Raw genomic sequence first — 24,785 nt, forward strand, 5'->3', positions numbered from 1 at the left:
ATGACAAACGAGGCAGCCATGGCCGGACGTGCGATCTATGAAATCAGCGGCAAGGACCGCGAGCATTTCCTTCAGGGGCTGGTCAGCAATGACCTGCGCAAACTGAAGGATGGCGCGGTTTATGCGGCCCTTCTGACGCCGCAGGGAAAATATCTGGCCGATTTCTTTTTGATCCCATGGGGCGAGAGCATCCTTCTGGACGTCGACCGCGATCTGGCCGAGGCGACCATCAAGCGGCTGTCGATGTATAAGCTGCGCGCGGATGCCACGATTTCTCCCAGTCCGCTGCATGTGTTCCGCGGCACGGGCACGCCCCCCGAGGGCGCGTTTGCAGACCCGCGCTCCCCCGCGATGGGCTGGCGTCTTTACGGTGACGTCGAGGGCGACGACGGCACCGATTGGGACGCGCTTCGGGTCGCCCATCTCGTCCCCGCAAGCGGGATCGAGCTGACCCCCGACAGCTATATCCTTGAAATGGGGTTCGAGCGCCTGAACGGCGTCGATTTTCGCAAGGGCTGCTACGTCGGGCAGGAAGTCACCGCCCGCATGAAGCACAAGACCGAACTGCGCAAAGGGCTGGTTCAGGTGTCGGTTTCAGCCCCCGTGCCGGTCGGGACAGAGATCGTTTCAGTGGGGTCTTCCGGTCCGAAAACAGTCGGAACACTCTATACGCAGGCCGGCGGAACGGGCCTCGCCTACCTGCGGCTCGACCGCATCGACGGGGAATTGCAAGCCCAAACCGCAGCTATTCGGGTGATCTGACGCCCCTCGCGCCAGCTTTTCGCTCACAATCACGTTAGCGCCAACAGGCATCCAGGGCAAAATCGCGGCGAAGGGCCGCACCGACCCATTTTCAAAAACGCTGCTTTTCTCAGCGATTTTGCAACAAATGCAAATATTCACCTTGAAAACAGGTTTTTCGTGTCTAGATGTGGTCGGTCTTCAGGGGGATACCCAACAAGATCAAGTATTAACCAATCCAAGGTATGCGCTCATCGCATATGTGCTATGCAGCCAGAGGCATATCGAATCGGGGGCAAAACGCTTTACTTGCCCTTCACGCCGAAATTCAAGAGCAAGAATAAAGGACAGTAGGAATGCGCGACTTCGTAGACGGCTCGGCCTTCAACTACGAACAAGGCCAGCGCGCGCGCAAACTGTTTGCCGCGGTGGTGCTTGCTGCCTTGGATGATGCGATTGCCGATGACAAGAAATACGGCAACGGGCCGGAACAGATCGCCCGTTGGGCGCGCTCGCGCGATGGTCGCGAAGTGCTGTCTTGTGCGGGCATCGACCCGAACGAGCGGGTGGTCAAAGGGCTGATGGAATTTGTGTCGAAAGGTGTCCGCACCTCGGTTGCGCTCTCGCGCGAAGAGAGCGAACGCCGGATGGCGGCACTGGATGACGCCGAAGCCGCATAAGCGACGGACTGTCTTTCAAAACGAGAACGGCGCGCCATTGGCGCGCCGTTCTCGTTCTCAGGCACAGGACGCGCCGTTACTCCATATCGCGGCTCAGAAGCGCGCGCTGGATCTCGCGACGAACAAGCTTGCGCACGTTGCGCGTGATCCGCTCGCCGAGCGTCCCTTGCAATTCTTCGCGGATCATTATCGCGACCATGTCCCGCAGATCTTCGGCATCAAACGGAAGCGCGCTGCCATCCATCCCGTCCGATGCAATATCCATGTCCAGCGCCTCTTCCAGCGCCAGGTCTTCGCGCATCTCGTCATAGCTGGACATGCGAGGCTCGTGCTCGTTCCCGGTTTCCTGCGCATCCTCCAGCGTCAGGTGCCGCAGCTCGTCTGCCACCGCGCCCATCGCAAGGCTTTCAACCGCCGCCTCAGCTTCCTCGCGCAGGTCTTCGGCCCAGTCGTCGCTAGCTGATTGCGCCCAGGCCTCGTCCTGCAAGTCGGGGTCAGCATCGTCCAGAGCCGTTTCGTCGACAATCTCGGCTTCTTCCAGCGGCGGAAGTCCATCGTCCGCCAAGGCGGCCCGATCCGGCTCCTCCTCGGTCATGAGTTGCTCCTCTTCGGCTTCGGGCGGGCTGTGTTCGAAAACGATCGCCGTCTCTTGCGCTGCGCCTTCGACCGGCTCGAACCGGGTCTCGTCGAAGGTTTCGGGCAATTCCTGCAAAGGCTCGGTTCCTTCCGGTGCGAAAGCATCCCCCTGCTCTGGCTCGAAGTCCACAGGGCTTTCGGCAACAACAGCTTCCATTTCGGCAATCGTCGCTTCCAGTCGGGTCAGCTCTTCCCCGAGATCGCCGCAAGGGGCCGCGTCCACGTCAGTCGAGACATCCTCCGCCTCGCACTCCGCGCTGATCCGCTGTGCTGGCGTCAACACCAGCATCGGAGCATCGTCTTCCAACGCCTCACCGGAGGCCGAACGATGCGGGACGGGGGACTGACGAACCGCCGCATCCTGCGAAATCAGGCGCCGGATGGAGGACAGAACATCTTCAACTTCGATATTGGTACGCGGATCTGACATCATGTTTACCATCCTGCTGCGAGCCTGCGCACCTGTCCAGCCCCCGAAGCGGAAATAGCGCACAAGTCTTTGTTCAAAATGCAGGAACAGGCCACCCAAAAGGGTCGCCCGCCCGAAAACGGTAGGTTCAGGTTACTCTTTGCCAATCGCCTTGAGCACACGGTCAAGGCTTTTACCTTGTGTGCTACTGTAAGGCGCGCTGCGCACCGCATTGTAATAGGCCGCCGGATCATATGTCGCGATCCCGAGATTGAGGTTTTCTACCGTCAATAGACCCATAGCGGCCAAAAGTTGATAATATGCTACCTGCATCGCGGATTCGGCATCAATGCGCGAGGCCTGCGCGTCCAGCAAGGTTTGCTCGGCGTCCAGAACATCCAGCGTCGTGCGGGCGCCCAAGGTCGCCTCTTCCTTGACACCCTGATAGGCCAGACGCGCGGCGCGGACTTGTTCATCAAAGGCGCGAATCTGCGCGCGGTAGATGTCAATTGCAGCCCATGCATTCGCGACGCTCTCGCTGACTTGAGCCGCAGCGTCGTTCAGACCGGCGCGCGCCCCGTCGCGGCCCGCAATCGCCTTGCGGTGCGCCGATGACAGCGCGCCGCCCGAATAGATCGTCTGCTGCGCCTGCACGCCGATGCTCAGCGGGTCCGCTCCCTGCAGGGTATTTGAGCCGCCTTCGTTAATCGTCACCGACGCCGACCCACCGATCACCGGCATCCGGTTTTGCGCGGCAAGCTGCATCTGCAACTCGTAAATCGAAACGGTGTGCTGCGCCTGTTTGATCGCCGGATGCGCCTGAACCGCCGTTGCGCGCGCTTCATCGACCGAGCGCGGCAGCTTCGGTGCCTTCGGGAAACCGTTCAGCGATTTGGGATAATGCCCCGTCGCCGCCTTATAGCTTTCGCGGGCGACAGAGAGCGTGCCCTGCGATGCCGCCAGTTGTGCGCGCGCCGCGGCCAGTTGTGCCTCGGCCAGCGAGACATCGGTGCGGGTCACTTCGCCCACCTCGAACCGGTCTTGCGCGGCCTTCAGCTCTTCGCCGATCACACGCACCGAATTCTGGTTGATCGCGACCTGTTCCGAGGCCGATTTCACATCGGCATAGGCCTGCACGGCGGCCAGAAGCACGCCTTGCTCGACGTTGACCAGCGCCTCGCGCGTGGCCAGCACCGATTCCTTGGCAATCTCGACGCCCGTCTTGCTGCGCCCGAAATCGTAAAGCGTCATCTCGCCCAGCAGTTTCAGGCTTGTGCCCATGCCACCTGCCGAAGACGAATGCAGATAATCGCTATAACCCGCCGAACCGATCCAGCTTACGACGGGGCGCAGCGCCGCAACAGCCCCTGCGACATCCTCGTCCGCAGCACGCAGCGTCGCGCGGTTCTGTTCCAGAAGATTGGAGTTGCGATAGGCCGAGACCAGCGCATCCGCCAACGTCTCCGCGCTGGCCTTTAGCGGCGCGGCAATCAGCCCAAGCGACGCGATCGCCGCACATACAACCGGTTTGAAGCCCTTGCTCATTTTGCCTGCCTTCCTCATCCAGCCTTTGTTATGTCCGCCTGCTCGTCTACGGACGAAACCGCGCGACCGAACCGCACGGTTTACATTCAACTGTGCCGATATGTTCCAAGGAAGGCAAGAGCCTCTCAGAACTCGAACGATTTTTCCTTGGCAAAACCGGACAAAAGCGGCGCGCTTGCGTTGAACGCAAAGCGCCACGCGACGTGTCCGTCCATCTTGTGACCGATCCGCACAGTGCCAAGCGCGTCATCCATAAAGATTGCCGCGATACGGCCGCCTTCTTTCAGCTGCGCCAAAACTGCCGCCGGAACCTCTTCGACACCGCCTTGCAGAATAATCACGTCATAGGGACCATGCTTGGGCGCCCCTTCGGCCAGCGCACCGGCGACGACAGCGGCGTTATCCACGCCCGCTTCGGCCAGCTTTGCCTCGGCCAGCTTTGCCAGCGCCTCGTCCTCGACGGCGACCACAGCCTCGGCCAACCGCGCGATCACGGCCGACGAATAGCCAAGCCCCGCGCCAATATCGAGCACCAGCTCGTCCGACTGGATATTCAGCGCTTCCAGCATTTTCGAGAAATTGCGCGCCTCCAGCAGCACGCGACCATCCGCGATCTCGATGTTTTCGCTGATATAGGCGGCCTCGCGGCGGGCATCGGGCACAAAAGCCTCGCGCTTGACGTTGAGCATCGCCTCGATGATCGGATATTTCGTCACATCGTTCGGGCGAACCTGCGTATCGACCATCATTGTGCGACGCGCTGCGAAATCTTGCATGGCCTGACTCTTTCGGCAAAAGGAAGTCTCGCGGCGTTTTGACATATTAGGCAGGCTTGGGCAACCGCGGCAAACCGGAGAGACCATTATTTTTCTGGTCCGGCGCCCTCGTATCTCAACCCGCAAAAACGAATTTATGGGTTCGATTTTGCGCCCTGACACAAGACGCGCTCGATATTGCGGACCACAGACCGGCCATTTTCGACGCGCTTGGCCTCAATGGAATGCTCCCCCCCCACAAAACCTGCAGCGGAGTGCCTTTCAGCCACGTCGGCAAACACCTCGCGACAAATTGCCACCCCGAGCGGCATTTCCGCAGATCGTGGCCTCGCGGGATATGTGTTTGACGGAAACCTTCCGGACCCTGCGGCGCGTCAATCCGCCCGCCCGAGATGGATGCGCAGCCATGCGACGCGCGGTCCCGTTGGCATAACAGACATGCTGAAGCCCATCGCCGCCAGCACCTACCCCGCCAGATGGCGCAGCCCGTGGGTAACATCCGCGCGCAAGGCAAGACGCAATCCCGGCTCGTCCCCGGCCCGCAAAGCGGCCAGAATCATCCGGTGATGGCGGGGCGGCTCGTTGCGCGACACGCGATTATACAGCGCGCGCATCGTCGGCCCAAGCTGGAGCCAGACCGTTTCGATCACCGCCAGCATCGCGGGCGCTTGGGCACGCAGGTAAAGCGTGCGGTGAAATTCGAGGTTCGTGCGGATGTAGCCCACGGGGTCGTGCTTGGCGACGGCCTCGGCATTGGCTGTGTTGATCGTGCTCAGGCGGTCGATCAGCGCAAGGTGGGCGCGCGGAAGGGCGCGGGCGGCCAGTTCCGGCTCGATCAGAGCGCGCAGCGCCGCCAGTTCCTCGATCCGGTCGTTCGACAGTTCAGGCGTCGCCACCCGCCCCGAGGAGGACAGCATCAGCGCCCCCTCGGCCACAAGGCGGCGCAACGCCTCGCGCGCGGGGGTCATCGAGACGCCATACTGGTTGCCAAGGCCACGCAGCGTCAGCGCCTGACCCGGCAACAGTTCGCCATGCATGATCTGCTGACGCAGCGTGCGATAAAGCCTGTCATGGGCAGCACCCTCGATCGGGCGGGTTGTGATCGTTGTCATAGGGTCTTTGTGATCACAAATCCCGCGCCCGTCAATCAGGCACGAAACCGGATCGCATGAAGTCGCCCGCCCTCGCGCTTGAGCCACGCCCGTTCGCGCGCATAATCGGGCCGCAGCCCCGCCACCACCGCCCAGAACGCGGGCGAGTGGTTCATCTCGCGCAGATGCGCCACCTCATGCGCCGCGACATAGTCCAGCACCTCTGGCGGAGCCATCACCAGCCGCCAGTTATAGCTCAGCGCGCCGGTATGGCTGCACGAGCCCCACCGCGAACGGGTATCGCGCAAAGAGATCTTGCTGAACCGCGCACCCAGTTGCGCCGCATAGCGCTCGCTTGCCGCTTGCAGGCGTTGGCGTGCCGCCAGTTTAAGAAACGCCTCAAGGCTCGATCCAAGACGTGCAGAATCGCGCGGCACCAGAATCGCCCCGTCTTCGGCCCGCGCCGCGCGGACCGGCGCAGGCGTAATGATATGGTCGCGCCCCTCGAACCAAAGCGTCGCCCCATGCGCGACAAGCTCGGGCCGCACCATATCGGCCATCACCTTATCAAGCCACGCCACCTGCCCGCGCGCAAAATTCAGCCCCTCGCGCTCGGAGGCCCGCTGCGGCAGGGTCAGCGTCACGGCTCCATCCACCCGCGACACCCGCAAACTGAACCGCCGCGCCCGCAACGAACGGCGCAGCGTAATCGGAACCTCGGTTCCATCGGTCAGGGTCAAACGGGTCAGGACTTGTCCTTTCGGGGCAATTTTCGCATTTGTTCGGCAGGGAAGGCGCGGCTTCACTCAATTGAAGGCGAAAAGCCTTTGACACCCCGCAGTCATTATGGCAGTTGGCCTCGACTCTGACTTTTAGAGCGATGCTAGGAGATTTCCATGCCGAAAGAGGAATGGGGCGTCAAGCGCCTCTGCCCGCATTGCGCCAGCCGGTTCTATGACCTGAACCAGGACCCGATGACCTGCCCGGTCTGCTCGAACAGCTTCTCCCTCGAGAGCCTGAACGACGGCCGCTCGCGGTCGCTTGTGTCGGATAAGGCGGAGATGAAAAACCAGGTCGAAGTTGACGATATCGACGACGAGGATCTGGATGACGACGCGGGCGATGTGGATCTGGATGATGATCTGCTCGACGACGACGATGACGACAATGTCTCGCTCGACGAAATCGCGGATGTCGGCAAAGACGACGACGACAACTGATCGTTACATGAGACCAGGACAAAGGGCGCGGGCTTTCCGCGCCCTTTGTTTTTTAGACGTCGTGCGCGCGTTTCGGCACGGACCCGCCTCGCATCACCAGGCAGCCCGGCATGGCAAATTTCACCCGCGAATATTTCGTCGGGAACTGGCAAACTTTCCACTTGCACCCATCCGGCGATCTGAATATACGCCTCCCCACAGACCGGGCATCGCTCGGATTTGACCTCCGGTGGGGCCATAGCTCAGTTGGGAGAGCGCTTGAATGGCATTCAAGAGGTCAGGGGTTCGACCCCCCTTGGCTCCACCAAATTCTCTTCTCCGCCCTCAGAATCTGCCAACACCTTGAAAATAAACGTTAGTTCGGGTGTTCGAAATCCATTTTTTAATGAATATCGTGGAGGCTGAGCAAAGCACGCTCGCATTATAGCTTGTTTCACCGAAAGCCCCCCTTTTCTCCAAAGATTCAAAGGGCTTGCAAGAAAACCACGAGAGTGTTCGAACAAATTCGGGCTAGCGTGCGAAATCTGATGAAACTGTTCCTTCTGCCGCTCCATCAACTTCAGATTCAGATCATAATCTCTAAGCCTCGCCTTGAGCGCAAAAGCAATTTCTGGATCCTCTTCGTCGATTATCCTATCCAGCAATCGGCTGCGACGAGCGGCCAGTTTATCTAGATTCTTAGTTACCTCTAGCTTGTCTCGTTCCGAGTGTTGGACCTTCCGACGATAGGCATCCCGAACGAACGTTTGAAACAACTGAAGACCCGCTGCGCTCGGCGTCAGTGCACTCAACATGTCCTCTATACCCGCACACATGGGGTCCTCGGCTAGGGTGTCGGCCCTGACCTGCTCCCCTTGGTGTCCTCGTTTATTGGTTAGCTCTGTTCAGGGAGCTGTCAGACCAATGCGAACCAGTCTCCGTTTGCCAAATTAGCACCAGCCTTACCCCGCAAGAAGCCCGCGCCACTCGGCGAGAGCGGCGTGGCGGTTCAGCTTGAAATTTGATCTGGAGGAAAGGCTGCGCTCCGAGTTGAATAGGTTGTAGATGGAAGCATGGACGGCGGCGAATTTCTGCAGACTTCGTAGCCGTCGGAAGCGCAGCATCGCCCGTTCTCGCCTTCGGAACGGCAGGTGCGAATTCTCAGCACGATTATTCAACCAGCGGCCGGTTTCTTGGCGATCAGAATTGCCAATTTCCTTCAGCGCGGCCCCGTACGAACGCAATCGATCTGTGACAATCACTTCCGGACGACCATGCTTACGCATTGCTTTTCTGAGGAATTTCAACGCCGCCTTCTTATCCCGGCGCTTTGTCACGTAGCTTTCCAGTATTTCGCCTTCGTGATCCACCGCTCGCCAGAGGTAGTGCCTTTCGCCGTTTATCTTCACGAAAACCTCGTCGAGGTGCCAGCGCCAACGGCTCGACCGCATCCCCTCGATACGACGTTTCCGGATCTCTGCGGCGAACATCGGACCGAACCGGTGCCACCAATATCGAACAGCTTCATGACTGACATCGATCCCCCGCTCATGCAGCAGGTCTTCGACATTTCTTAGCGACAAAGGAAACCTGACATAGAGCATCACCGCCAAGCGGATAATCTCGGGGCTGGTTTTGAAGTAACGGAAGGGGCTGCGTTGTGTCATGACAGGACGCTACGGAACCGCCCTGCCCCCCTCAACCCGGTTTCCTTTGACAATGCCTCTTGACGACATCCTGGGTCAGCGTCTGAAGGACCGCCTCTTCGCGCAGCTTGAAGCCCAGCGCTTCCATCCGGCCGATCAGTCGCCCCTGGTCGTGACGCACGGCAGCTAGGGGCGCGGCGATGCTGCCATCCTGCCAGGTCAGCCTTGGCCAGTCTGGTTGCTCCCAGATGTACATCATATTCTCCGCGCTAGGTGCGGCGATTGTGGGCTGCATTCTCCGCATATGCAAGACTAAGCGACGCAGAACTTGCGGAGAATATGGACGCTAATCTCCGCATGAGCTTGATAAGTCGGGGACCTGACGCCAGGCGCGGCCATTGGCCCGTCGCGCTGCAACGACTTCTCTCGGCCCAAAGCGGACGTTCAGGTAAATAAAACCGCCGGTCGCGCTCAGGCTTGCCCGGCTATGCGAGCAACTCCCTTTGCATGGTCCGGCGTATCGGCACCATCCTTGTTGCGTGGGTCGGCGATGGGAGCACCCAGCGTGACAGATGCGGGCAAGACACCGGCCCAGATCGGCAGATCGTAGTCGTCGGGTTCGTCCGTGGGCGGGCCAGATCGGATCTTGGCGCTGCCTTCGGTGATGGGCAGCGAGAGGATCGTTGTAGCCTTCACCTCCTGCGGCAACATCGGACGCAAGAGCGCGCTGCGGCCCGGCCAGAGGCCCTCGATCATCGCGGTGAGGTGCGCGGCCTTTTCCTCCTCTGGCACCACCTCGGCAATGCCGAACAGCGTGACGGAGCGCGTATTGACCGAATGGTTGAAGCCGGAACGGGCGAGGACGAAGCCGTCGAGGATCGTCACGTTCATACAGACATCCTGCCCCTTCCCTGCGCACAGGGCGTGGCTGGCGGAAGAGCCGTGCCAGTAGACCCGATCCCCCTCGCGCCATTGCAGCGTCGGGGTGAGGTAGGGCTTGCCGTCGCGGACGTAGGCCACGGTGCAGAGCGGTTGGGCATCGAGGATGGCGTGGATGGTGGCGACGTCGAACCTGCCGAGGTCATGCATACGGCGGAGGCGGCTGCGGTCGGTCAGGGGGAGAGTTTCGGTCATCTTCAGCGCTCCGGTCACAGGCAGCGGGCCAGATCGGCGCAGATGTCGTCGGGGTGTTCCAGCCCGACCGACAGGCGGAAGATGCCCCGCCCCGTAAGCGCACGGAACCGCGCCTCGGCCTCGGGAGGGTGCTGATAGGTCGATTGCAGGATGTCGTCAGTGCCGATCCAGTAGATCAGGCTGCGGAGATGGCCGAGCGAGACGGCGAAATGCACGTGTTGCAGGTCGCTCACCATCCGGCGGGCGATCTCGGACCCGTCTTGATGCGTCTGGAAGGCAATCATGCCGGAGAAGTTCGCCATCTGCCTGCGGGCAAGGTCGTGCTGGGGGTGCGAGGGCAGGCCGGGGTAGAACACGCGGGACACGGCAGGGTGCAACTCGAGCCATTTTGCGACCACCATTGCGTTGTATTGATGGGCACGCATCCGGATCGGCAATGTCTCGGCTCCGCGCATGATGAGCCAGGCGTTGAAGGGCGACAGGACGCCGCCGAAATGCACCGCAGCTTCGAGGTTCAGCGCATCGAGATCGGCCTTGCGACCCAGCACAGCGCCGCCCATCGCATCACCATGGCCCGAGATGTATTTGGTCAGCGAGTGCACCACGAAATCCGCGCCGAGCGCCAACGGCCGTGTGCCGATGGGCGAGGCGAAGGTGCCATCGACAACCACATCGCGCAGGCCACGCGCATGGGCAAGATCGGCAAGAAGCGCGATATCGGCGAGTTGGAGCGTCGGATTGCAGGGCGTCTCGAGCCAGAGCATGCGGGTCGCGGGGGTGATCGCGGCGGCGACCGCGTCCGCATCGGTCGTGTCCACGAAGCTCGTATTGATGCCGAAGCGCGGCAGGCTGTTGCGGATGAACTCTGCCGTGCCGGAATAGGCGTTTTCCGGGAAGATCGCATGATCGCCCGCGCTGAGACGCCCCATGATCACCGCATGGGTCGCAGCGATACCCGAGGCGAAGCAGCGTGCATCCTCGGCCCCTTCCAGTGCTGCGAGTTTCTCTTCGAGCTGCCGCACCGTCGGATTGCCCGAGCGGGCATAGATGTATCCTGCGCTCTCGTCCTCGTCCAAGGCCGAGAAGCCGGTCAGTTCGCGGGGCAGGAAGGTCGCGGACATGACGAGGTTCGGGGAGGAAGCGCGGGTCGTCGGGTCCACCGCTTCGCCAGCGTGGACAGCCATGGTTTCGATCTTCATGCCCCTTCTCCGATCCTGCCGTAGCGCCGGACGAGCGCTGCCATTTCCGGATGCGCCTCGGCCAGTCCTGCGGCCACCCCCTTGCGATCACCTTCGGGCCGGTTCTGGCTGACCTTCCACTTGCCTTCGAGGCGCTGGATGTCGATCTCGATCCCGACGATGCCCCGCAGCTGCGCCTCGATATAGGTGCGCGGCGCGTCGGAGACGTGCCAGGGCTCGGGCCTGTCGGCCTCGTGCCGGTCGGTCAGCGCGGAAATCTGCGTGTCGAGCCACTCGGTATCCGCCCGCACCCGCGCCGTGCCGCGCGCCTGAACCATCGCATAGTTCCAGGTCGGCACGACCTTCCCAGTCTCGCGTTTTGTCTCGTAGAAGGCGGGCGTCACGTAATTCAGCGGGCCTTGGAAGACGACCAGCACCTCCGCCCCGTCGAGCTCGCGCCACTGCGAGTTGGCGCGGGCAATATGGGCCTGCAACCGGCCGAACGGTCCGATGGAGCGTTGCAGCAGGAACGGCAAGCCATTCGCCTGAAGGCCTTCGCGGTCGTGCGAGATCAACAGGCCGAAGGGGTGGGTTTCGATCAGGTCGTGCTGGACGTCGAGACGGTCCTCGCGGTGCTGTTCGGGTTGATACATCGAGGGCTACTCCGCAGCGGGTTCGTGGACGGTCATTGTGAAGCGCAACGGCTCCTTGCCGGGGTTGGCGTAGGCGTGTGGCCTGTCGGTCAGCGCGATGGCCGATCCTCCCGCCGAGACCAGATGGGTCGCCCCATCCACGGTCAGTGCCAGCGTGCCGTCGGTCACATGGATCAGCTCCCGCGTTCCGGCCCCATGCACGGCCGCCTCGAAGCTCTCGCCGGGCATCAAGACCCAGTCCCAGATCTCGAGCATGTCGGGACCTTGCGTCCCCGCAAGCAGTGTTGCGGTGCCGCCGGATGGGCCCGTCCAGAGTTGCCGAGCATCGTCACGGCCAAGGACTGTCACGGCCTGAGCGGTCGCCTCGGTCGGTGCCACGAGGTCAGCCACCGAAACATCCAGCGCCGCGGCAAGGCGGCAAAGCGTCGAGATGCTCGGATTGCCGCGCTGCTGTTCGATCTGGACCAGCGTGCCTTTGGCGACGCCGGCCTTCTGGGAGAGAGCGTCGAAGGACAGGCTTTTCGCTTTGCGAAGTTCGAAGATACGCGCGGCGACCGTGGCGGCGAGGACCGCTTCCTGTTCGTCTGCGCGGGGGGGGCTGGGTGGGCGTGCTATTTCGGTCATTATGATGTGATACTTCCCTTCAAAGTCCACAGTCAACGACCATCTCGGTTCACTTTGTTGACACGTAGCGCGTCGCATGCGACGAAGTCCCCCGCCCAACGGACCGAGGACCACATGACACTCCACCCCATCATCGACGNCCCCGCCCAACGGACCGAGGACCACATGACACTCCACCCCATCATCGACGCCGAGATCTTCGCCCTGCGTCCGGATTTCATGGCCCTCAGCATCCATGTGAGCGGAGGACGCAACGGCCCGAGCGATGCCACCAGCGAGGCCCTGCTGGCCGAGGCGCTGCTGTCCCTCGACGCTTTTCCTTGGGCCGAGGCGCATCTGGACGCATGGCGCGATGCCTACCGCGCCTTCGGGGCGAAACCGAAGAAAACGCCGTGCTCGGCCGAAGCCCTTCGCAAGCGCGCCGTGAAGGATGGCGCGATGCGCCCGCTCAACGCGGTCGTCGATCTCTACAACGCCGTCAGCCTACGCTTCGCTATTCCCGTTGGCGGAGAGGACGCCACCACCTACGCGGGCCTACCGCGCCTATGTCTCGCCAGGGGAAACGAACCCTTCCATACGACGGCCGAAGGCCAGCCCGTGATCGAAGCACCCGAGGCGGCCGAGGTCATCTGGCGCGACGACCTCGGCGTCACCTGCCGTCGTTGGAATTGGCGACAGGGTCCGCGCACACAGATCACCGAAGCGAGCCAGGACATGTGGTTCGTTCTGGAACGGCTCGACCCGATGCCAGTGGAGGCTTTGCTGGATGCGGGCCGGATGCTGGTGGATGGCTTGCGGAGGATTGCACCGGAATTGGCGCTGTCGGTCCAAATGTTCGATGCCGCAAGCCCGCGCGGCGAGCCACTTGCAGGGATGTGACGGCCTGGCATCCGGCAAGAACGAAGTAACATCGACTGTCTGCTATCCGCCCCTACCTGCACGCCAGCGCCTGATCGCGCAACACGGCGTAGTCGCCCAGCATCCTGACGATGACGGCCCCTTCCGGCAGTGCTTCGACCTCGTCGGCCGCCTGTGCTTGATCCGCGGCCGTGTAGTCGACGACAGGCGGACATGGCGCACGGGCATCAGAACCTGCCATCGCGCAGCCGGTCAGCCAGAGCATCACGATTAGCAGGGCGGCGGGCGGCGGCGTCGAGCATCTGGCGGTGGATGGCATCGTTTCTCTCTCGGGCTTCAAGTCGTTCGGCCGCGCGCTCGGCGCGTTCACCGGCGCGGCGCAGGTTCAGGAGGAACAGCAGGATCGCTGCCGCGGTGAGGATCAGGCCCAGCGCCTTCCGCGCCGGGCCATGGGCGAGGAGCCAAAGGGTCACCGCTGGCCCCGTTTCCAGTCGTCGAGCCGGGCGTGGATCGTGACAGCGATGCCAATCAGCGCGATGGCGATCAGTACCCAGCGTAGGGTGTCGAGGTAGGGGACCAGCGGCTGGATCGTGGTCTGCGTTTCGGCAAGAACGTCCTGCAGCACTTCGACCCCGGCCGCGCCGACAGTTGCGGCGCCTGCAGCACCGCCACCGCGCAGGGTGCGGCTGTCCGACAGGACTTCGCGCGCGGGTGGCAGTTCCGGGGCAAACGGCACCGCTCGCGCCGGGAAGGGATCGCCCCAGGACCGGGCAGGGCCAAGATCGATGTGCATGAAGCCCGACCGCGGGTAGTATCCGAACCCCAGGATGTTGATTTCCACCCAGAACTGAGCCGGATCGGCGCGTAATTTCCACTGAGAAGTGAGCCATGTGAACCTTTCCCCAAAGCGGTGAGCGGCGGGGGTAACGGGAGTGATCCACATGGGACTTTTGAACATCATCCGACGCATGCACTTTCGGCAGAAGCTGTCGGTCCGCGAGATCGCGCGGCGCACCGGCCTGTCGCGCAACACGATTACCAAGCACCTGGCGGGGGGCACGATCGAGCCGAAGTTCGCCACGCCGGACCGGCCGAGCAAGCTTGATCCTTTCGCCGAGAAGCTGGCCGGCTGGCTGAAGACAGAAGCCGGCAAGTCGCGCAAGCAGCGGCGGACGCTGAAGCAGATGCATGCCGATCTCGTCAAGCTTGGCTTCACCGGCTCCTACGGCCGGGTTGCAGCGTTTGCGCGGCAATGGCGGACAGATCGCCAGCGCGAACAGCAGACCACGGGACGCGGCACCTTTGTTCCGCTGTCCTTTCGACCGGGCGAAGCGTTCCAGTTCGACTGGAGCGAAGACTACGGGCATCTGGCCGACGATCGCACCAAGCTTCAGATGGCCCACATCAAGCTGTCCCACAGCCGGGCCTTCCTGTTGCGCGCCTACCCGCTCCAGACCCACGAGATGCTGTTCGATGCCCACTGGCATGGCTTCCGTGTGTTCGGCGGCGTGCCCGAGCGCGGCATATACGATAACATGCGCACGGCGGTGGACCGGGTCGGCCGAGGCAAGGAGCGGCAGGTCAACCTCCGCTTTCTGGCCATGACGAACCACTATGTCTTCGAACCGGAGTTCTGCAATCCTGCCGCAGGCTGGGAGAAGGGACAGGTCGAGAAGAACGTTCAGGACTCCCGCCGCCAGATCCTGCAGAAGATGCCGGGCTTTCCCGATCTTGACATGATGAATGCCTGGCTGCAGCAGCGTTGCCTGGAGGTGTGGCAGGAGACCCCGCACGGCACGCTGCCCGGCACGATCCATGACGTCTGGGCTGCGGAGCGGGCCGCACTGATGCCGTTGCCGCCCGCCTTTGACGGCTTCATCGAGCTGAGCAAGCGCGTCTCGCCCACCTGCCTGATCAGCTTCGAGCGCAATCGCTACAGCGTGCCGTCGTCCTTTGCCAATCGCCCCGTCAGCCTGCGGATCTACCCGGACCGGCTGGTTGTCGCGGCCGAGGGCAACATCCTGTGCGAGCATGGTCGCGTGTTCCAGCGCAATCACCAGGTGCCGCCGCGGACGATCTACGACTGGCGGCATTATCTTGCTGTTCTTCAGCGCAAGCCCGGTGCCTTGCGCAATGGCGCGCCCTTTGCCGAGTTCCCGCCTGCCTTCCGGCAACTGCAGGAGCAGATGCTCCGCAAACCCGGCGGAGACCGCGAGATGGTCGACATTCTCGCCCTGGTTCTTCAGCACGACGAACAGGCCGTGCTGACCGCGGTGGAGTTGGCCCTGGCCGAGGGCGTGGCAACCAAGACCCATGTGCTGAACCTGTTGCACCGGCTGGTCGACGGCAAGCTCATTGGCGGGCCGCCGCTCGATACCCCGCAGGCTCTGGTTCTCCATCGCGAGCCCAAGGCCAATGTCGAGCGCTATGACGGCCTGCGCACCCCCGTTGCAGGAGGCCGTCATGCGTCATGATCCTGCCAGTGGCGCCATCGTCATCATGCTCCGCAGCCTGAAGATGCATGGCATGGCACAAGCCGTGACGGACCTGATCGAACAGGCTGCGCCGGCTTTCGAAGCGGCCGTGCCGATCCTGTCCCAACTGCTGAAAGCCGAGATGGCCGAGCGCGAGGTCCGCTCCATCGCCTACCATATGAAAGCGGCGCGCTTCCCGGCCTACAAGGACCTCTCGGGCTTCGACTTCTCGACCAGCGAGATCAACGAAGCCACGGTGCGACAACTGCATCGTTGCGAGTTCATGGACGGAGCACAGAACGTGGTCCTGATCGGCGGACCGGGCACCGGCAAGACCCATGTGGCGACCGCCCTTGGCATCCAGGCCATCGAGCATCACCGCCGCAAGGTCCGCTTCTTCTCCACCATCGAACTGGTCAATGCCCTCGAACAGGAAAAAGCCAAGGGAAAAGCCGGGCAACTTGCCGAAAGCCTGACCCGCCTTGATCTCGTGATCCTGGATGAACTGGGCTATCTACCGTTCAGCGCCTCGGGCGGGGCGCTGCTCTTCCATCTGCTGAGCAAGCTTTACGAACGCACCAGCGTCGTCATCACCACGAACCTCAGCTTCAGCGAATGGGCCACGGTCTTCGGCGATGCCAAGATGACCACCGCGCTCCTCGACCGCCTCACCCACCGCTGCCACATCCTGGAGACCGGAAACGACAGCTTCCGCTTCAAAGCCAGTTCAGCCGCCGCAACGCGCCAAAAGAAGGAGAACAATCACGCCTTGACCACTGAATGACCGGAAATCCATAGTCAGAGGTGGCTCACTTCTCGATGGAAATGCCGGCTCAGTTCTGGGTGGAAATCAACAACGCGCTGGAGGGGTGGGCGGAGTCGCTGGCGGACGAGGTGGCGCCGTTCGGCATCACCACGACCATCGTCGAACCGGGCGCCTTCCGCACGAAGCCGCCGAAAGATCGCGCCCGGAGTGTCTTTCCTGAGAACGTCATCGACGACTATGCAGAAGCGACGAGGGAGAAGGCCGCGGCCGTCAAAGGCTTCAACGGGCATGAGCCGGGTCATCGTGATAAGCTGGCGTCGTCATCACCACCAACCTCAGCTTCGCCGAATGGGCCGCAGTCTTCGGTGATGCGAAAATGACCACCGCGCTGCTCGATCGCCTCACTCATCGCTGCCATATTCTGGAGACCGGAAACGACAGCTTCAGGTTCAGGGCCAGCACCGCAGCCGTCAAACCAAAGAAGGGAGCCGCAAGTGCATTGACCCAAACATGACCCACAGAACATAACTGAAAGGTGGGTCAGTTCTCGGTGACAAACCCGGGTCAGTTCTCAGCAACATTCAACACTCCCTTCCGCACTGTCCTGCCCGCGACGCATATCGACAGAATCCGCGCCGAGCGCGACAACGCATGGAAGTGGACCGTATGAACCCGCAGGTCAGCCCAGATCCGCGTGATCTGCTGCCTCCAGAGTCGCGATTCTGACCTGATGGGTCGACAAACCCCGACACGGCGGGTCTGCACTGCCCATCAGGCCAGTCATCGCGGACCCGCGCGCTGATGCATCCAATCTTTCTCAATCCGTGCATCCTGGGTTCAGCACCAGGACGGTAATCTCACCCATATACAGCTTACCGGACGGTTTCAGATGCTTTGCAAATTGCATGAGATGGAACGCGCAATTGCAGACCCTGGCGGCCAGAAGGGCAAGTAGCTGCATTGAACCTCGCACCCTACCCGTTCTACAGAATAGTTCCCAGGTATCGGTTGAAGTGCCCCCTAAAAATTATGATTCCAAAATCATACAATATCGGCTGACTTGTCGACAGGACCGCTTCTCCCGTCTGTGTCACACATTGCATTGGTCAGTGCAGTCTCGAGCATTCGTCGTTGATCTGCTTCGGGAATACCCGGAAAGTTTGCTGGTCCCATCACCGCACGATGGGTCACAAATCCGCTCAAAAGGCTAAGAGCAAAATGTGCTCGCCCCGGATTTTCAAAGCCGAAAGCCTTGCTCAGAGGGAGAGCAAGCGATGTGTCAATGAATTGCGCAATGATGTCACGCGCTTCGCTGCAGAGACTGGATTGAATCAGCAGATGTAGCGGGCGTACATCTTCCTGTATCCGCGGATCGCGAAGGAAAGCCAGATCACAGAGCCGGGAGATCATGGAGCGGCCATCTGTCGCCACCATGATGTCATCCAAGGGATCAAGCGCCGCCAACGCGTGGCGAAAGATCTCTGCCTTGGAGCCGAAGGATCGATGGACATAGGCCACATCGACCTCTGCGGCGGCCGCAATGTCGCGTAGACTGGTGTCGCAATAAGGCATCCGGGCAAAAAGCAGCATCGCTGCATTCGAAATGCGTTCTTTGCCACTTTGGCGGCCCGAATTGCGGCCGGTGCCGCTGGCTAATGTCGCTGTTCTGGGCATACGTTGTTCGTTTCGTTCGCTGTGCCTGACAAATGCAACTGGTGGTCGTTCCCTGATCGATGACATATTTCGTATCTAGCTCAGATCAGGGTGCTATGCTTAGCTGTTTTATCGACTGATAACAATCGGCAGCTTACTTATGTGTATTTAAAATATAGGATTTCTCCAGCGTCAGCGAGTGTTGACAACTGCAATCTGTAAAGTGAAAACCGCAGAAGAATATACGCAACGTATCTATCAGCACATCATCAGAGGCGGGTCATGGCAAAACCGAGCAGGAACACCATCATTCTGGGCGGCCTCGCCGTTGTAGCTGCACTTGGGTGGTTGACCTGGAACCGGCTGCAGCCTGCGGGTCTGCCGACAGGTTTTACCAGTGCCAATGGTCGGATCGAGGCAACGGAGGTCGATATCGCGGCACTGACCGGCGGGCGGATCGCTGCAATCAATGCAGCTGAGGGTGATCTGGTCAAGGCCGGCGATGTTCTGGTTCAGATGGACGTCGTTCAGCTGAACGCGCAGAAACGCCAGTCCGAGGCGCAGCTTGCCCGGGCCGAGATCGGTGTCGAGACCGCAAAGGCGCTGGTGGCTCAGGCAGAGGCGCAGGAACGCGCGGCGCTGGCAGCGGTTGATCAGGCGGCGTCGGTTGCCGAAGCCGCCGCACTGCGGCTGGCGCGCTCTGAGCAGCTGGTCAGATCCAACGCGATTTCGCAGCAGGTGCTCGATGATGATCGTGCCCGTGACGCCCAGGCCCGTGCAGGGGTGGCTTCGGCAGAAGCAAGCCATGCAGCGGCGCTGGCCGGGGTGAGCAGCGCCGAGGCTCAGGTCGTTGATGCAGGTGCCGCCGTAGATGCGGCAAAGGCTTCGATCGATGCGATCCAGGCCACGCTGGACGATGCCACGCTGAAAGCGCCGCGCTCTGGCCGCATCCAGTATCGTATCGCGCAAGAGGGTGAGATCGTCGGCTCGGGCGGACGTATCCTCAGCCTTGTCGATCTGGGCGATGTCTATATGACGGTCTTCCTGCCGACCTCGCAGGTTGGCAGGGTGCAGGTGGGATCCGAGGTACGCCTCGTGATGGATGCAGCGCAGGAGCTGGTGATCCCGGCCACGGTCTCCTACGTTGCCGATGTGGCGCAGTTCACACCGAAGACGGTCGAGACCGCCGATGAGCGCGAGAAGCTGATGTTCCGCGTTCGTGCCCGCATCGATCCGGAGCTGCTGGCCCGCCATATCGAATATGTCAAAACCGGCCTGCCGGGCATGGCTTATCTGCGGCTTGACCCCAATACCGCCTGGCCCGACTTTCTTGCAAATGTCGTGAAATGACCGGTCCCGCTTCTGGTCCTGTCGCCGGAGTTTCCGGCCTGACACTGCGCTACGGCAAGGTCACGGCGCTGGATGATGTGACGCTGGAAATCCCTTCGGGCCGCATGGTCGGGCTGATCGGTCCGGACGGGGTCGGGAAGTCGAGCCTTTTGTCCCTGCTGGCCGGTGCGCGGGTGATCCAGGACGGCAAGGTCGAGGTTCTGGGCGGCGATATGCGCGATGTGGCGCATCGCAATCGCGTCTGCCCGCGCATCGCCTATATGCCGCAGGGGCTGGGGAAGAACCTTTATCCGACGCTTTCGGTCGAGGAGAACCTTGATTTCTTCGGCTCGCTTTTCGGCCACAACAAGGCCGAGCGCGACCGCCGCATCGCCGATCTTCTGGCCGCGACCGGGATGACGCCCTTTCGCGCCCGGCCGGCGGCAAAGCTGTCGGGCGGCATGAAGCAAAAGCTGGGGCTGTGCTGTGCGCTGATCCATGATCCGGATTTCCTGATCCTTGACGAGCCGACCACCGGCGTTGATCCGCTGTCGCGGCGGCAATTCTGGGATCTGATCGACCGCATCCGTGTGACGCGGCCGCAGATGAGCGTGATTACCGCCACCGCCTATATGGAAGAAGCCGCGCGGTTCGACTGGCTGGTCGCGATGAATGCGGGCCGAGTGCTGGCGACCGGCACCACGGCGGATCTTTTGTCGCGCACCGGCGCGGAGAACCTCGACGCCGCCTTCATCGCGTTGTTGCCCGAAGAGGACCGGGGCGAGGACAGCGCCGTGGTGATCCCGCCGCGCGCGGGCGGTAACAGCGAGATCGCCATCGAGGCCGAGGGGCTGACACAGCGCTTTGGTGATTTCGTTGCGGTCGATAGCGTGTCCTTCCGCATACCGAAGGGCGAGATTTTCGGCTTCCTCGGCTCGAACGGCTGCGGCAAGACAACGACGATGAAAATGCTCACGGGGCTTTTGGAGCCGACCGAGGGCCGTGCGAAGCTTTTCGGCCATGAGGTCGATGCGAGTGACCTTGCCGTGCGTCGTCGGGTCGGTTTCATGTCCCAGGCCTTCTCGCTCTATTCCGAGCTGACGGTGCGGCAGAACCTTGAGCTGCATGCGCGGCTTTTCAATATGCCTGCGGAGAAGATCCCCGGACGCGTGTCCGAGATGATCGCCCGCTTTGATCTGGGCGATGTTATCGACAGCCTGCCCGAGGCGCTGCCCTTGGGCATTCGCCAGCGTCTGTCGCTGGCGGTGGCGATGATCCACGCGCCCGAGATCCTTATCCTTGACGAGCCGACCTCGGGCGTCGACCCGGTGGCGAGGAACGGCTTCTGGCGTATTCTGGCGGAACTGTCGCGCAAGGATGGCGTGACGATCTTCGTCTCGACCCATTTCATGAACGAGGCCGAATGGTGTGACCGCATCAGCCTGATGCATGCGGGCAAGGTGCTGGTCTCGGATACAGCCGAAGGCATCACAAAGACCAAAGGCTGCGCCACACTAGAAGACGCTTTCATCGCTTATCTTCAAGAGGCGATTGGTGATACCACCCCTGCGCCCGCATCAGAGGCCCCGGTGGCTGAGGCCACACCTACGCAAGCCGCGCCACAACCTGCCTTCAGCCTGCGCCGCCTCCTGAGCTATTCGCGGTTGGAAAGCCTGCAATTGCAACGCGACCCGATCCGGCTGACCATGGCGCTGGTCGGCAGCCTCATTCTGATGATCGTGATCGGGTTGGGCATCAATCTGGATGTCGAGGATCTCACCTTCGCCGTACTGGACCGCGACCAGTCTACCACCAGCCGCAGCTATATCGCCGATATCGCAGGCTCGCGCTATTTCATCGAACAGCAGACGCTGACGAGTTATGATGAGATCGACACGCGGATGCGCTCGGGAGAACTCGCGCTGGCGATCGAAATACCGCCCGGTTTTGGCGCTGACGTTGCGGCAGGCCGTAACGTCCAGGTCGGTGCCTGGTTCGACGGTGCCAACCCCACACATGCAAATACCGTGCAAGGCTATGTGCAGGGCATGCATACCGACTGGATCATGCGCCAGGCCCGACAGATCTACGGCGATGCCGCAACCGCCGGCAGCTTTGAGCTGGTCACCCGCTACCGCTACAACCCCGATGTGCGCAGCCTGAACGCAATGGTGCCGGCAATCATACCGCTTTTGCTGTTGCTCATCCCAGCGATACTGACGACGCTTTCGGTCGCGCGCGAACGTGAACTCGGCTCAATCATCAATTTCTACGTCACACCTGTGACGCGGCTTGAATTCCTGATTGGCAAGCAACTCCCCTATATCGCGCTGGCAATGCTGAACTTCTTCCTGATGATGGCGATGGCGGTCACCTTCTTTGCGGTGCCCTTCAACGGGAGTTTCCTCGGCTTCACCCTTTCGGCGCTGATCTATGTCACAGCGACTACGGCACTGGGCTTCCTCGTCTCGGTCTTTATCGCAAGCCAGGTTGCGGCGCTCTTCGCAACCGCGCTGCTGACGCTGATCCCGGCGGTCAGCTATTCCGGCCTGATCGACCCGGTCTCCTCGCTCTCAGGCTTTGGCCGGGTGCTAGGCGAGATCTACCCTTCGACCTGGTTCATCACCGCCGCGCGTGGATCCTTCTCGAAGTCCTTCGGGCTGGCAGAGCTGGCAGGGCCGATGATGGCTATGGGCATCGCCATTCCCGTCGTGATGGGGCTGGCGGCGGTCTTCCTGCAAAAACAGGCGAAGTGAGTATGCGATGAACCTGCGCAACACCTTCAATCTGGGCGTCAAGGAATTGCGCGGTCTCTGGCGCGATCCGGTGATGCTGGTGCTGATCGTCTATTCCTTCTCGCTTTCGGTCTGGACCTCCTCGAATGCCGAGCCGGAGGCGCTGACCAATGCCGCGATCTCCATCGTCGACGAAGATCAGTCGCATCTGTCGACCCGGATTTCCTCGGCCTTCTACCCACCCTATTTTGTCGAACCGCAGATGATCACCACGGCCGAGATGGATCACCGGATGGATCAGGGGCTGGACACCTTTGCGCTGAACATACCGCCAGACTTTGCGCGTGATGTGTTGGCGGGCAAAAGCCCGGCGATCCAGCTGAATATCGATGCGACCAGGATGAGTCAGGCTTTCACGGGCGGCGGCTACATCCAGCAGATCGTCTCGGCAGAGGTGTCGGAATATGTTGCGGGCCACCGGGCCGAGACCGTGCTGCCCGTCGATCTGGCTTTGCGCGCCCGCTATAATCCATCGCTTGATCCGAAATGGTTCGGCGCGATTTCCAGCGTGATCCAATCAATCACCATGCTGTCTTTGATCCTGACCGGCGCGGCCCTGATCCGCGAGAAGGAACATGGCACAGTCGAGCATCTGCTGGTCATGCCCGTCACTGCAACCGAGATCATGTTTTCCAAGATCTGGTCCATGGGTCTGGTAGTCCTGCTGGGATCGAGCTTCTCGCTCATCTTGGTGGTGCAGGGCTTGATGGCGGTACCGGTGCAGGGCTCGGTTGCGCTGTTTCTGGCGGGTGCAGTCCTGATGGTTTTCGCGATGACCGGGCTTGGCATTTTCCTTGCCACCGTTGCAGGCTCGATGCCGCAATTCGCGCTTCTCCTCATGATGGCACTCTTGCCGCTGCAAGTGCTGTCGGGTGCGATGACACCGCGCGAGTCCATGCCCGAGATCATCCAGACCATCATGCTCGCCGCGCCGAACACGCATTTCATCATCCTCTCGCAAGCCATCCTCTTCCGGGGCGCAGGACTGGATGTGGTCTGGCCGCAATTCACGGTGCTGGCGGCAATCGGAGTGGCGCTGTTCTGGTTGGCGCTGATACGATTCCGCAAATTCCTGCGGTAATACAAGATGCTCAGTCGCCTGCTGCTTACTCTGACTCTCGTGTTGGCTGCCTGCAACACACGCCCGGGGCCCGAGGTTCTGGCTCCCGATGACGGGGCCCTGCCTGCAGGTGCCCGCATCGTGCAGGTGCTGACAGTGACAACTCGTGCACCCGATGCGCAATCGCCCGGTGCCTATGGTGCAACCCGCGCCACCAGCCCGAACTGGCTGGAATATGAGGTCTCGGTGCCGCCAGGCCATAAGCCGGGGCGGATCGAATGGCCCGATGGGGCCAGCGATGCCACGAAGAATTTCACCGTGCGCAAGCAGACCGAGCTCAGCCGCGAGGGTTTTGCCGGGCGACTGCCGCGCTCGGGCGTGGGGCTCTATATCCACGGATTCAACACGCGCTATCAGGAGGCGCTCTATCGGGCCGTGCAGCTTTCGGTTGATGCCCATCTGGAGGGTGCGCCGGTGCTCTTCACCTGGCCCTCGGCAGGTAATGCGGGAGCCTATCTTGCCGACCGCGATGCTTCAGACTTCTCTCGTGCAGCCCTCGCCGATCTGCTCGGGCTCCTGACGAAGAACCGTCGTAGTAGCGAACCTGTACCAGTGCTCGCCCATAGCATGGGTGCGCGGCTGACGATGGAGACGCTGGTGCAGCTGCGCCTCGCCGGGCGAGGCGCCGTTCTTGACCGGATCGAGCTGGTTCTGGCCGCACCAGACATCGATATCGACCTCTTCCGTGCCCAGATGGCGACCTTGGGCCGGATGAAGCATCCGATCACGGTACTCGTCTCATCAGATGACCCGGCACTGAAACTCTCGTCGCGGCTGGCAGCTCGACGGATGCGGCTAGGACTTGCCGACGTGCATGATCCGGCTATCCAGCGTCTCGCGGTAGAGACCGGGATCCGAATTGTGGATATCACCGATATCACAACCAACGATTCTGCCCATAGCCGCTATGTCGGCCTTCTCTCCGGTGAGGCCGGGGCGATGGACAACAATACCCTATTCGGCGGGATGCGTCAGGCAGGGGCCTTCGTTTTCAACCAGGTTGGCGGTGTATTTACTGGGATTGGCGGTGCATTGACGGAATGACATGTCAGACAGACTTGAGCATCAGAAGTCAGGCCATGGCCACATAGCCTCACTCCGTGCTGTTTCGCAAGTAATCGTTCATAATGGCCGACGCCGCGAGCCGGGAATTGGCGATGGCGAGAAAGTGAAAAAAGCCTTGTCTGTTCATCGACGGTCTCGGGGAAGAGGCTAAAACTCTCCTATCATATCCGGGGGGGTGAGGTGCGCGTTTTTTCTCACAGCGTCAGGCATCTGCCGGAGCAGGTTCAGCGGATCCCTTGTCGGACCTGCGGCGGTTATTTCAGTGCGGAGGGAGCCAACCTGGCACCCAACTCTCTTTTGTGGATGCCGCTCGTTTTGCAAGGAAATTCTGAACCTCTGGACATGTGATCGAGCGCGTACTTTTGTCAGGCCTGTTTGTGCGGCTGACATTGGCACCGCTGGCCGGTATGGTG

The 24,785-nt window shown here is 61.5% G+C and carries 25 protein-coding genes, 1 tRNA gene and 2 pseudogenes; 13 read left to right on the top strand and 15 right to left on the bottom strand.

Annotated features, from left to right (window positions below; genetic code table 11):
* The first annotated feature begins 18 nt into the window (after positions 1–18).
* Together ygfZ and RYZ20_RS11605 are read left to right on the top strand one after the other, a co-directional pair.
* Positions 19–762, top strand: coding sequence for a CAF17-like 4Fe-4S cluster assembly/insertion protein YgfZ (ygfZ, locus tag RYZ20_RS11600; RefSeq protein ID WP_317673642.1), 744 nt, complete (start codon positions 19–21; stop codon positions 760–762).
* 335 nt (positions 763–1,097) lie between these two features.
* A complete protein-coding gene (locus tag RYZ20_RS11605) occupies positions 1,098–1,421 on the top strand; it encodes a DUF6280 family protein (protein WP_317673644.1) in 324 nt (107 codons plus the stop codon).
* Positions 1,422–1,497: 76 nt separating this feature from the next.
* Here the strand turns inward: RYZ20_RS11605 and RYZ20_RS11610 are convergent, their stop codons facing one another.
* From RYZ20_RS11610 to RYZ20_RS11630, 5 genes are all read right to left on the bottom strand, one after another.
* Positions 1,498–2,487, bottom strand: coding sequence for a hypothetical protein (locus RYZ20_RS11610; protein WP_317673646.1), 990 nt, complete (start codon positions 2,485–2,487; stop codon positions 1,498–1,500).
* 132 nt (positions 2,488–2,619) lie between these two features.
* A complete protein-coding gene (locus RYZ20_RS11615; protein WP_317673648.1) occupies positions 2,620–4,011 on the bottom strand; it encodes a TolC family outer membrane protein in 1,392 nt (463 codons plus the stop codon).
* Positions 4,012–4,136: 125 nt separating this feature from the next.
* Positions 4,137–4,787, bottom strand: coding sequence for a protein-L-isoaspartate O-methyltransferase family protein (locus RYZ20_RS11620; protein WP_317673650.1), 651 nt, complete (start codon positions 4,785–4,787; stop codon positions 4,137–4,139).
* A gap of 464 nt (positions 4,788–5,251) precedes the next feature.
* Positions 5,252–5,899, bottom strand: a complete 648-nt coding sequence (locus RYZ20_RS11625; RefSeq protein ID WP_317673652.1) for a GntR family transcriptional regulator — start codon at positions 5,897–5,899, stop codon at positions 5,252–5,254.
* Positions 5,900–5,934: 35 nt separating this feature from the next.
* Positions 5,935–6,618: a M48 family metallopeptidase gene (locus RYZ20_RS11630; protein ID WP_317673654.1), complete on the bottom strand. Its 684-nt coding sequence runs from the start codon at positions 6,616–6,618 to the stop codon at positions 5,935–5,937.
* Between the two features lie 156 nt (positions 6,619–6,774).
* Here RYZ20_RS11630 and RYZ20_RS11635 point away from each other — a divergent pair, with 156 nt between their 5' ends.
* Together RYZ20_RS11635 and RYZ20_RS11640 are read left to right on the top strand one after the other, a co-directional pair.
* Positions 6,775–7,098, top strand: coding sequence for an FYDLN acid domain-containing protein (locus RYZ20_RS11635; protein WP_317673656.1), 324 nt, complete (start codon positions 6,775–6,777; stop codon positions 7,096–7,098).
* Positions 7,099–7,329: 231 nt separating this feature from the next.
* Positions 7,330–7,405 (top strand) — tRNA-Ala (locus RYZ20_RS11640).
* Positions 7,406–8,039: 634 nt separating this feature from the next.
* On the opposite strand, the gene RYZ20_RS11645 is transcribed toward RYZ20_RS11640, so the two are convergent.
* From RYZ20_RS11645 to RYZ20_RS11670, 6 genes are all read right to left on the bottom strand, one after another.
* A complete protein-coding gene (locus RYZ20_RS11645; RefSeq protein WP_317673658.1) occupies positions 8,040–8,744 on the bottom strand; it encodes an IS6 family transposase in 705 nt (234 codons plus the stop codon).
* A 31-nt stretch (positions 8,745–8,775) separates the two neighbouring features.
* Positions 8,776–8,979 carry a DUF4172 domain-containing protein gene (locus RYZ20_RS11650; RefSeq protein WP_317673660.1) on the bottom strand — a complete coding sequence of 68 codons (204 nt, stop codon included), beginning with the start codon at positions 8,977–8,979 and terminating at the stop codon, positions 8,776–8,778.
* A gap of 215 nt (positions 8,980–9,194) precedes the next feature.
* The gene (locus tag RYZ20_RS11655) at positions 9,195–9,857 is read right to left on the bottom strand and encodes a pyridoxamine 5'-phosphate oxidase family protein (protein ID WP_317673662.1); all 663 of its coding nucleotides are present in this window, start codon (positions 9,855–9,857) and stop codon (positions 9,195–9,197) included.
* A 14-nt stretch (positions 9,858–9,871) separates the two neighbouring features.
* Positions 9,872–11,056: a trans-sulfuration enzyme family protein gene (locus RYZ20_RS11660; protein WP_155065521.1), complete on the bottom strand. Its 1,185-nt coding sequence runs from the start codon at positions 11,054–11,056 to the stop codon at positions 9,872–9,874.
* Positions 11,053–11,688, bottom strand: a complete 636-nt coding sequence (locus tag RYZ20_RS11665; RefSeq protein ID WP_071166603.1) for an FMN-binding negative transcriptional regulator — start codon at positions 11,686–11,688, stop codon at positions 11,053–11,055. The genes RYZ20_RS11660 and RYZ20_RS11665 overlap by 4 nt, the downstream gene beginning before the upstream one ends.
* 6 nt (positions 11,689–11,694) lie before the next feature.
* The gene (locus RYZ20_RS11670; protein WP_071166602.1) at positions 11,695–12,312 is read right to left on the bottom strand and encodes an XRE family transcriptional regulator; all 618 of its coding nucleotides are present in this window, start codon (positions 12,310–12,312) and stop codon (positions 11,695–11,697) included.
* A gap of 165 nt (positions 12,313–12,477) precedes the next feature.
* On the opposite strand from RYZ20_RS11670, the gene RYZ20_RS11675 reads away from it, so the two are divergent.
* A complete protein-coding gene (locus RYZ20_RS11675; RefSeq protein WP_071167252.1) occupies positions 12,478–13,191 on the top strand; it encodes a B3/B4 domain-containing protein in 714 nt (237 codons plus the stop codon).
* 52 nt (positions 13,192–13,243) lie between these two features.
* Here RYZ20_RS11675 and RYZ20_RS11680 read toward each other — a convergent pair whose 3' ends face one another.
* From RYZ20_RS11680 to RYZ20_RS11690, 3 genes and pseudogenes are all read right to left on the bottom strand, one after another.
* Entirely contained in the window at positions 13,244–13,435 is a 192-nt protein-coding gene (locus RYZ20_RS11680; RefSeq protein ID WP_299913590.1) for a hypothetical protein, read from the bottom strand.
* Positions 13,398–13,643 carry a hypothetical protein gene (locus RYZ20_RS11685; RefSeq protein WP_071166600.1) on the bottom strand — a complete coding sequence of 82 codons (246 nt, stop codon included), beginning with the start codon at positions 13,641–13,643 and terminating at the stop codon, positions 13,398–13,400. The genes RYZ20_RS11680 and RYZ20_RS11685 overlap by 38 nt, the downstream gene beginning before the upstream one ends.
* Positions 13,640–14,002, bottom strand: a pseudogene (locus RYZ20_RS11690) (YcbK family protein); the annotation flags it as partial. The pseudogene RYZ20_RS11690 and the gene RYZ20_RS11685, both read right to left, overlap by 4 nt.
* 109 nt (positions 14,003–14,111) lie before the next feature.
* Here RYZ20_RS11690 and istA point away from each other — a divergent pair.
* From istA to RYZ20_RS11710, 4 genes and pseudogenes are all read left to right on the top strand, one after another.
* Positions 14,112–15,644 carry an IS21 family transposase gene (gene istA, locus RYZ20_RS11695; protein ID WP_071166599.1) on the top strand — a complete coding sequence of 511 codons (1,533 nt, stop codon included), beginning with the start codon at positions 14,112–14,114 and terminating at the stop codon, positions 15,642–15,644.
* Positions 15,634–16,428 carry an IS21-like element helper ATPase IstB gene (istB, locus tag RYZ20_RS11700; protein WP_071166598.1) on the top strand — a complete coding sequence of 265 codons (795 nt, stop codon included), beginning with the start codon at positions 15,634–15,636 and terminating at the stop codon, positions 16,426–16,428. Before istA ends, istB begins: the two co-directional genes overlap by 11 nt.
* 35 nt (positions 16,429–16,463) lie before the next feature.
* Positions 16,464–16,790 carry a Rossmann-fold NAD(P)-binding domain-containing protein gene (locus RYZ20_RS11705; protein WP_071166597.1) on the top strand — a complete coding sequence of 109 codons (327 nt, stop codon included), beginning with the start codon at positions 16,464–16,466 and terminating at the stop codon, positions 16,788–16,790.
* Positions 16,727–16,924: pseudogene (locus RYZ20_RS11710) on the top strand (ATP-binding protein); the annotation flags it as partial. The gene RYZ20_RS11705 and the pseudogene RYZ20_RS11710, both read left to right, overlap by 64 nt.
* Positions 16,925–17,451: 527 nt before the next feature.
* Here RYZ20_RS11710 and RYZ20_RS11715 read toward each other — a convergent pair.
* Positions 17,452–18,084 carry a TetR/AcrR family transcriptional regulator gene (locus RYZ20_RS11715; protein ID WP_170294000.1) on the bottom strand — a complete coding sequence of 211 codons (633 nt, stop codon included), beginning with the start codon at positions 18,082–18,084 and terminating at the stop codon, positions 17,452–17,454.
* A 261-nt stretch (positions 18,085–18,345) separates the two neighbouring features.
* On the opposite strand from RYZ20_RS11715, the gene RYZ20_RS11720 reads away from it, so the two are divergent.
* The 4 genes from RYZ20_RS11720 to RYZ20_RS11735 all read left to right on the top strand — a co-directional run bounded on the left by RYZ20_RS11720 (position 18,346) and on the right by RYZ20_RS11735 (position 24,351).
* The gene (locus RYZ20_RS11720; RefSeq protein ID WP_036700979.1) at positions 18,346–19,413 is read left to right on the top strand and encodes an HlyD family secretion protein; all 1,068 of its coding nucleotides are present in this window, start codon (positions 18,346–18,348) and stop codon (positions 19,411–19,413) included.
* Positions 19,410–22,148, top strand: a complete 2,739-nt coding sequence (gene rbbA / locus RYZ20_RS11725; protein ID WP_036700977.1) for a ribosome-associated ATPase/putative transporter RbbA — start codon at positions 19,410–19,412, stop codon at positions 22,146–22,148. The genes RYZ20_RS11720 and rbbA overlap by 4 nt, the downstream gene beginning before the upstream one ends.
* A 7-nt stretch (positions 22,149–22,155) precedes the next feature.
* Complete coding sequence (locus RYZ20_RS11730) at positions 22,156–23,268, top strand: ABC transporter permease (protein WP_036700974.1); 1,113 nt, start codon at positions 22,156–22,158, stop codon at positions 23,266–23,268.
* A gap of 120 nt (positions 23,269–23,388) precedes the next feature.
* Entirely contained in the window at positions 23,389–24,351 is a 963-nt protein-coding gene (locus RYZ20_RS11735; RefSeq protein ID WP_198037833.1) for an alpha/beta hydrolase, read from the top strand.
* Positions 24,352–24,785 lie beyond the last annotated feature (434 nt).

It is taken from the genome of Pseudothioclava alba (assembly GCF_033100795.1).
Taxonomy (GTDB): domain Bacteria; phylum Pseudomonadota; class Alphaproteobacteria; order Rhodobacterales; family Rhodobacteraceae; genus Pseudothioclava.

Bases quoted from the DNA above. Each gene is read 5' to 3' on its own strand.
- ygfZ (WP_317673642.1), top strand. From the start codon at position 19: ATGGCCGGACGTGCGATCTATGAAATCAGCGGCAAGGACCGCGAGCAT.
- RYZ20_RS11605 (WP_317673644.1), top strand. From the start codon at position 1,098: ATGCGCGACTTCGTAGACGGCTCGGCCTTCAACTACGAACAAGGCCAG.
- RYZ20_RS11610 (WP_317673646.1), bottom strand. From the start codon at position 2,487: ATGTCAGATCCGCGTACCAATATCGAAGTTGAAGATGTTCTGTCCTCC.
- RYZ20_RS11615 (WP_317673648.1), bottom strand. From the start codon at position 4,011: ATGAGCAAGGGCTTCAAACCGGTTGTATGTGCGGCGATCGCGTCGCTT.
- RYZ20_RS11620 (WP_317673650.1), bottom strand. From the start codon at position 4,787: ATGCAAGATTTCGCAGCGCGTCGCACAATGATGGTCGATACGCAGGTT.
- RYZ20_RS11625 (WP_317673652.1), bottom strand. From the start codon at position 5,899: ATGACAACGATCACAACCCGCCCGATCGAGGGTGCTGCCCATGACAGG.
- RYZ20_RS11635 (WP_317673656.1), top strand. From the start codon at position 6,775: ATGCCGAAAGAGGAATGGGGCGTCAAGCGCCTCTGCCCGCATTGCGCC.
- RYZ20_RS11645 (WP_317673658.1), bottom strand. From the start codon at position 8,744: ATGACACAACGCAGCCCCTTCCGTTACTTCAAAACCAGCCCCGAGATT.
- RYZ20_RS11650 (WP_317673660.1), bottom strand. From the start codon at position 8,979: ATGTACATCTGGGAGCAACCAGACTGGCCAAGGCTGACCTGGCAGGAT.
- RYZ20_RS11655 (WP_317673662.1), bottom strand. From the start codon at position 9,857: ATGACCGAAACTCTCCCCCTGACCGACCGCAGCCGCCTCCGCCGTATG.
- RYZ20_RS11660 (WP_155065521.1), bottom strand. From the start codon at position 11,056: ATGAAGATCGAAACCATGGCTGTCCACGCTGGCGAAGCGGTGGACCCG.
- RYZ20_RS11665 (WP_071166603.1), bottom strand. From the start codon at position 11,688: ATGTATCAACCCGAACAGCACCGCGAGGACCGTCTCGACGTCCAGCAC.
- RYZ20_RS11670 (WP_071166602.1), bottom strand. From the start codon at position 12,312: ATGACCGAAATAGCACGCCCACCCAGCCCCCCCCGCGCAGACGAACAG.
- RYZ20_RS11675 (WP_071167252.1), top strand. From the start codon at position 12,478: ATGACACTCCACCCCATCATCGACGCCGAGATCTTCGCCCTGCGTCCG.
- RYZ20_RS11680 (WP_299913590.1), bottom strand. From the start codon at position 13,435: ATGCTCTGGCTGACCGGCTGCGCGATGGCAGGTTCTGATGCCCGTGCG.
- istA (WP_071166599.1), top strand. From the start codon at position 14,112: ATGGGACTTTTGAACATCATCCGACGCATGCACTTTCGGCAGAAGCTG.
- istB (WP_071166598.1), top strand. From the start codon at position 15,634: ATGCGTCATGATCCTGCCAGTGGCGCCATCGTCATCATGCTCCGCAGC.
- RYZ20_RS11705 (WP_071166597.1), top strand. From the start codon at position 16,464: ATGGAAATGCCGGCTCAGTTCTGGGTGGAAATCAACAACGCGCTGGAG.
- RYZ20_RS11715 (WP_170294000.1), bottom strand. From the start codon at position 18,084: ATGCCCAGAACAGCGACATTAGCCAGCGGCACCGGCCGCAATTCGGGC.
- RYZ20_RS11720 (WP_036700979.1), top strand. From the start codon at position 18,346: ATGGCAAAACCGAGCAGGAACACCATCATTCTGGGCGGCCTCGCCGTT.
- rbbA (WP_036700977.1), top strand. From the start codon at position 19,410: ATGACCGGTCCCGCTTCTGGTCCTGTCGCCGGAGTTTCCGGCCTGACA.
- RYZ20_RS11730 (WP_036700974.1), top strand. From the start codon at position 22,156: ATGAACCTGCGCAACACCTTCAATCTGGGCGTCAAGGAATTGCGCGGT.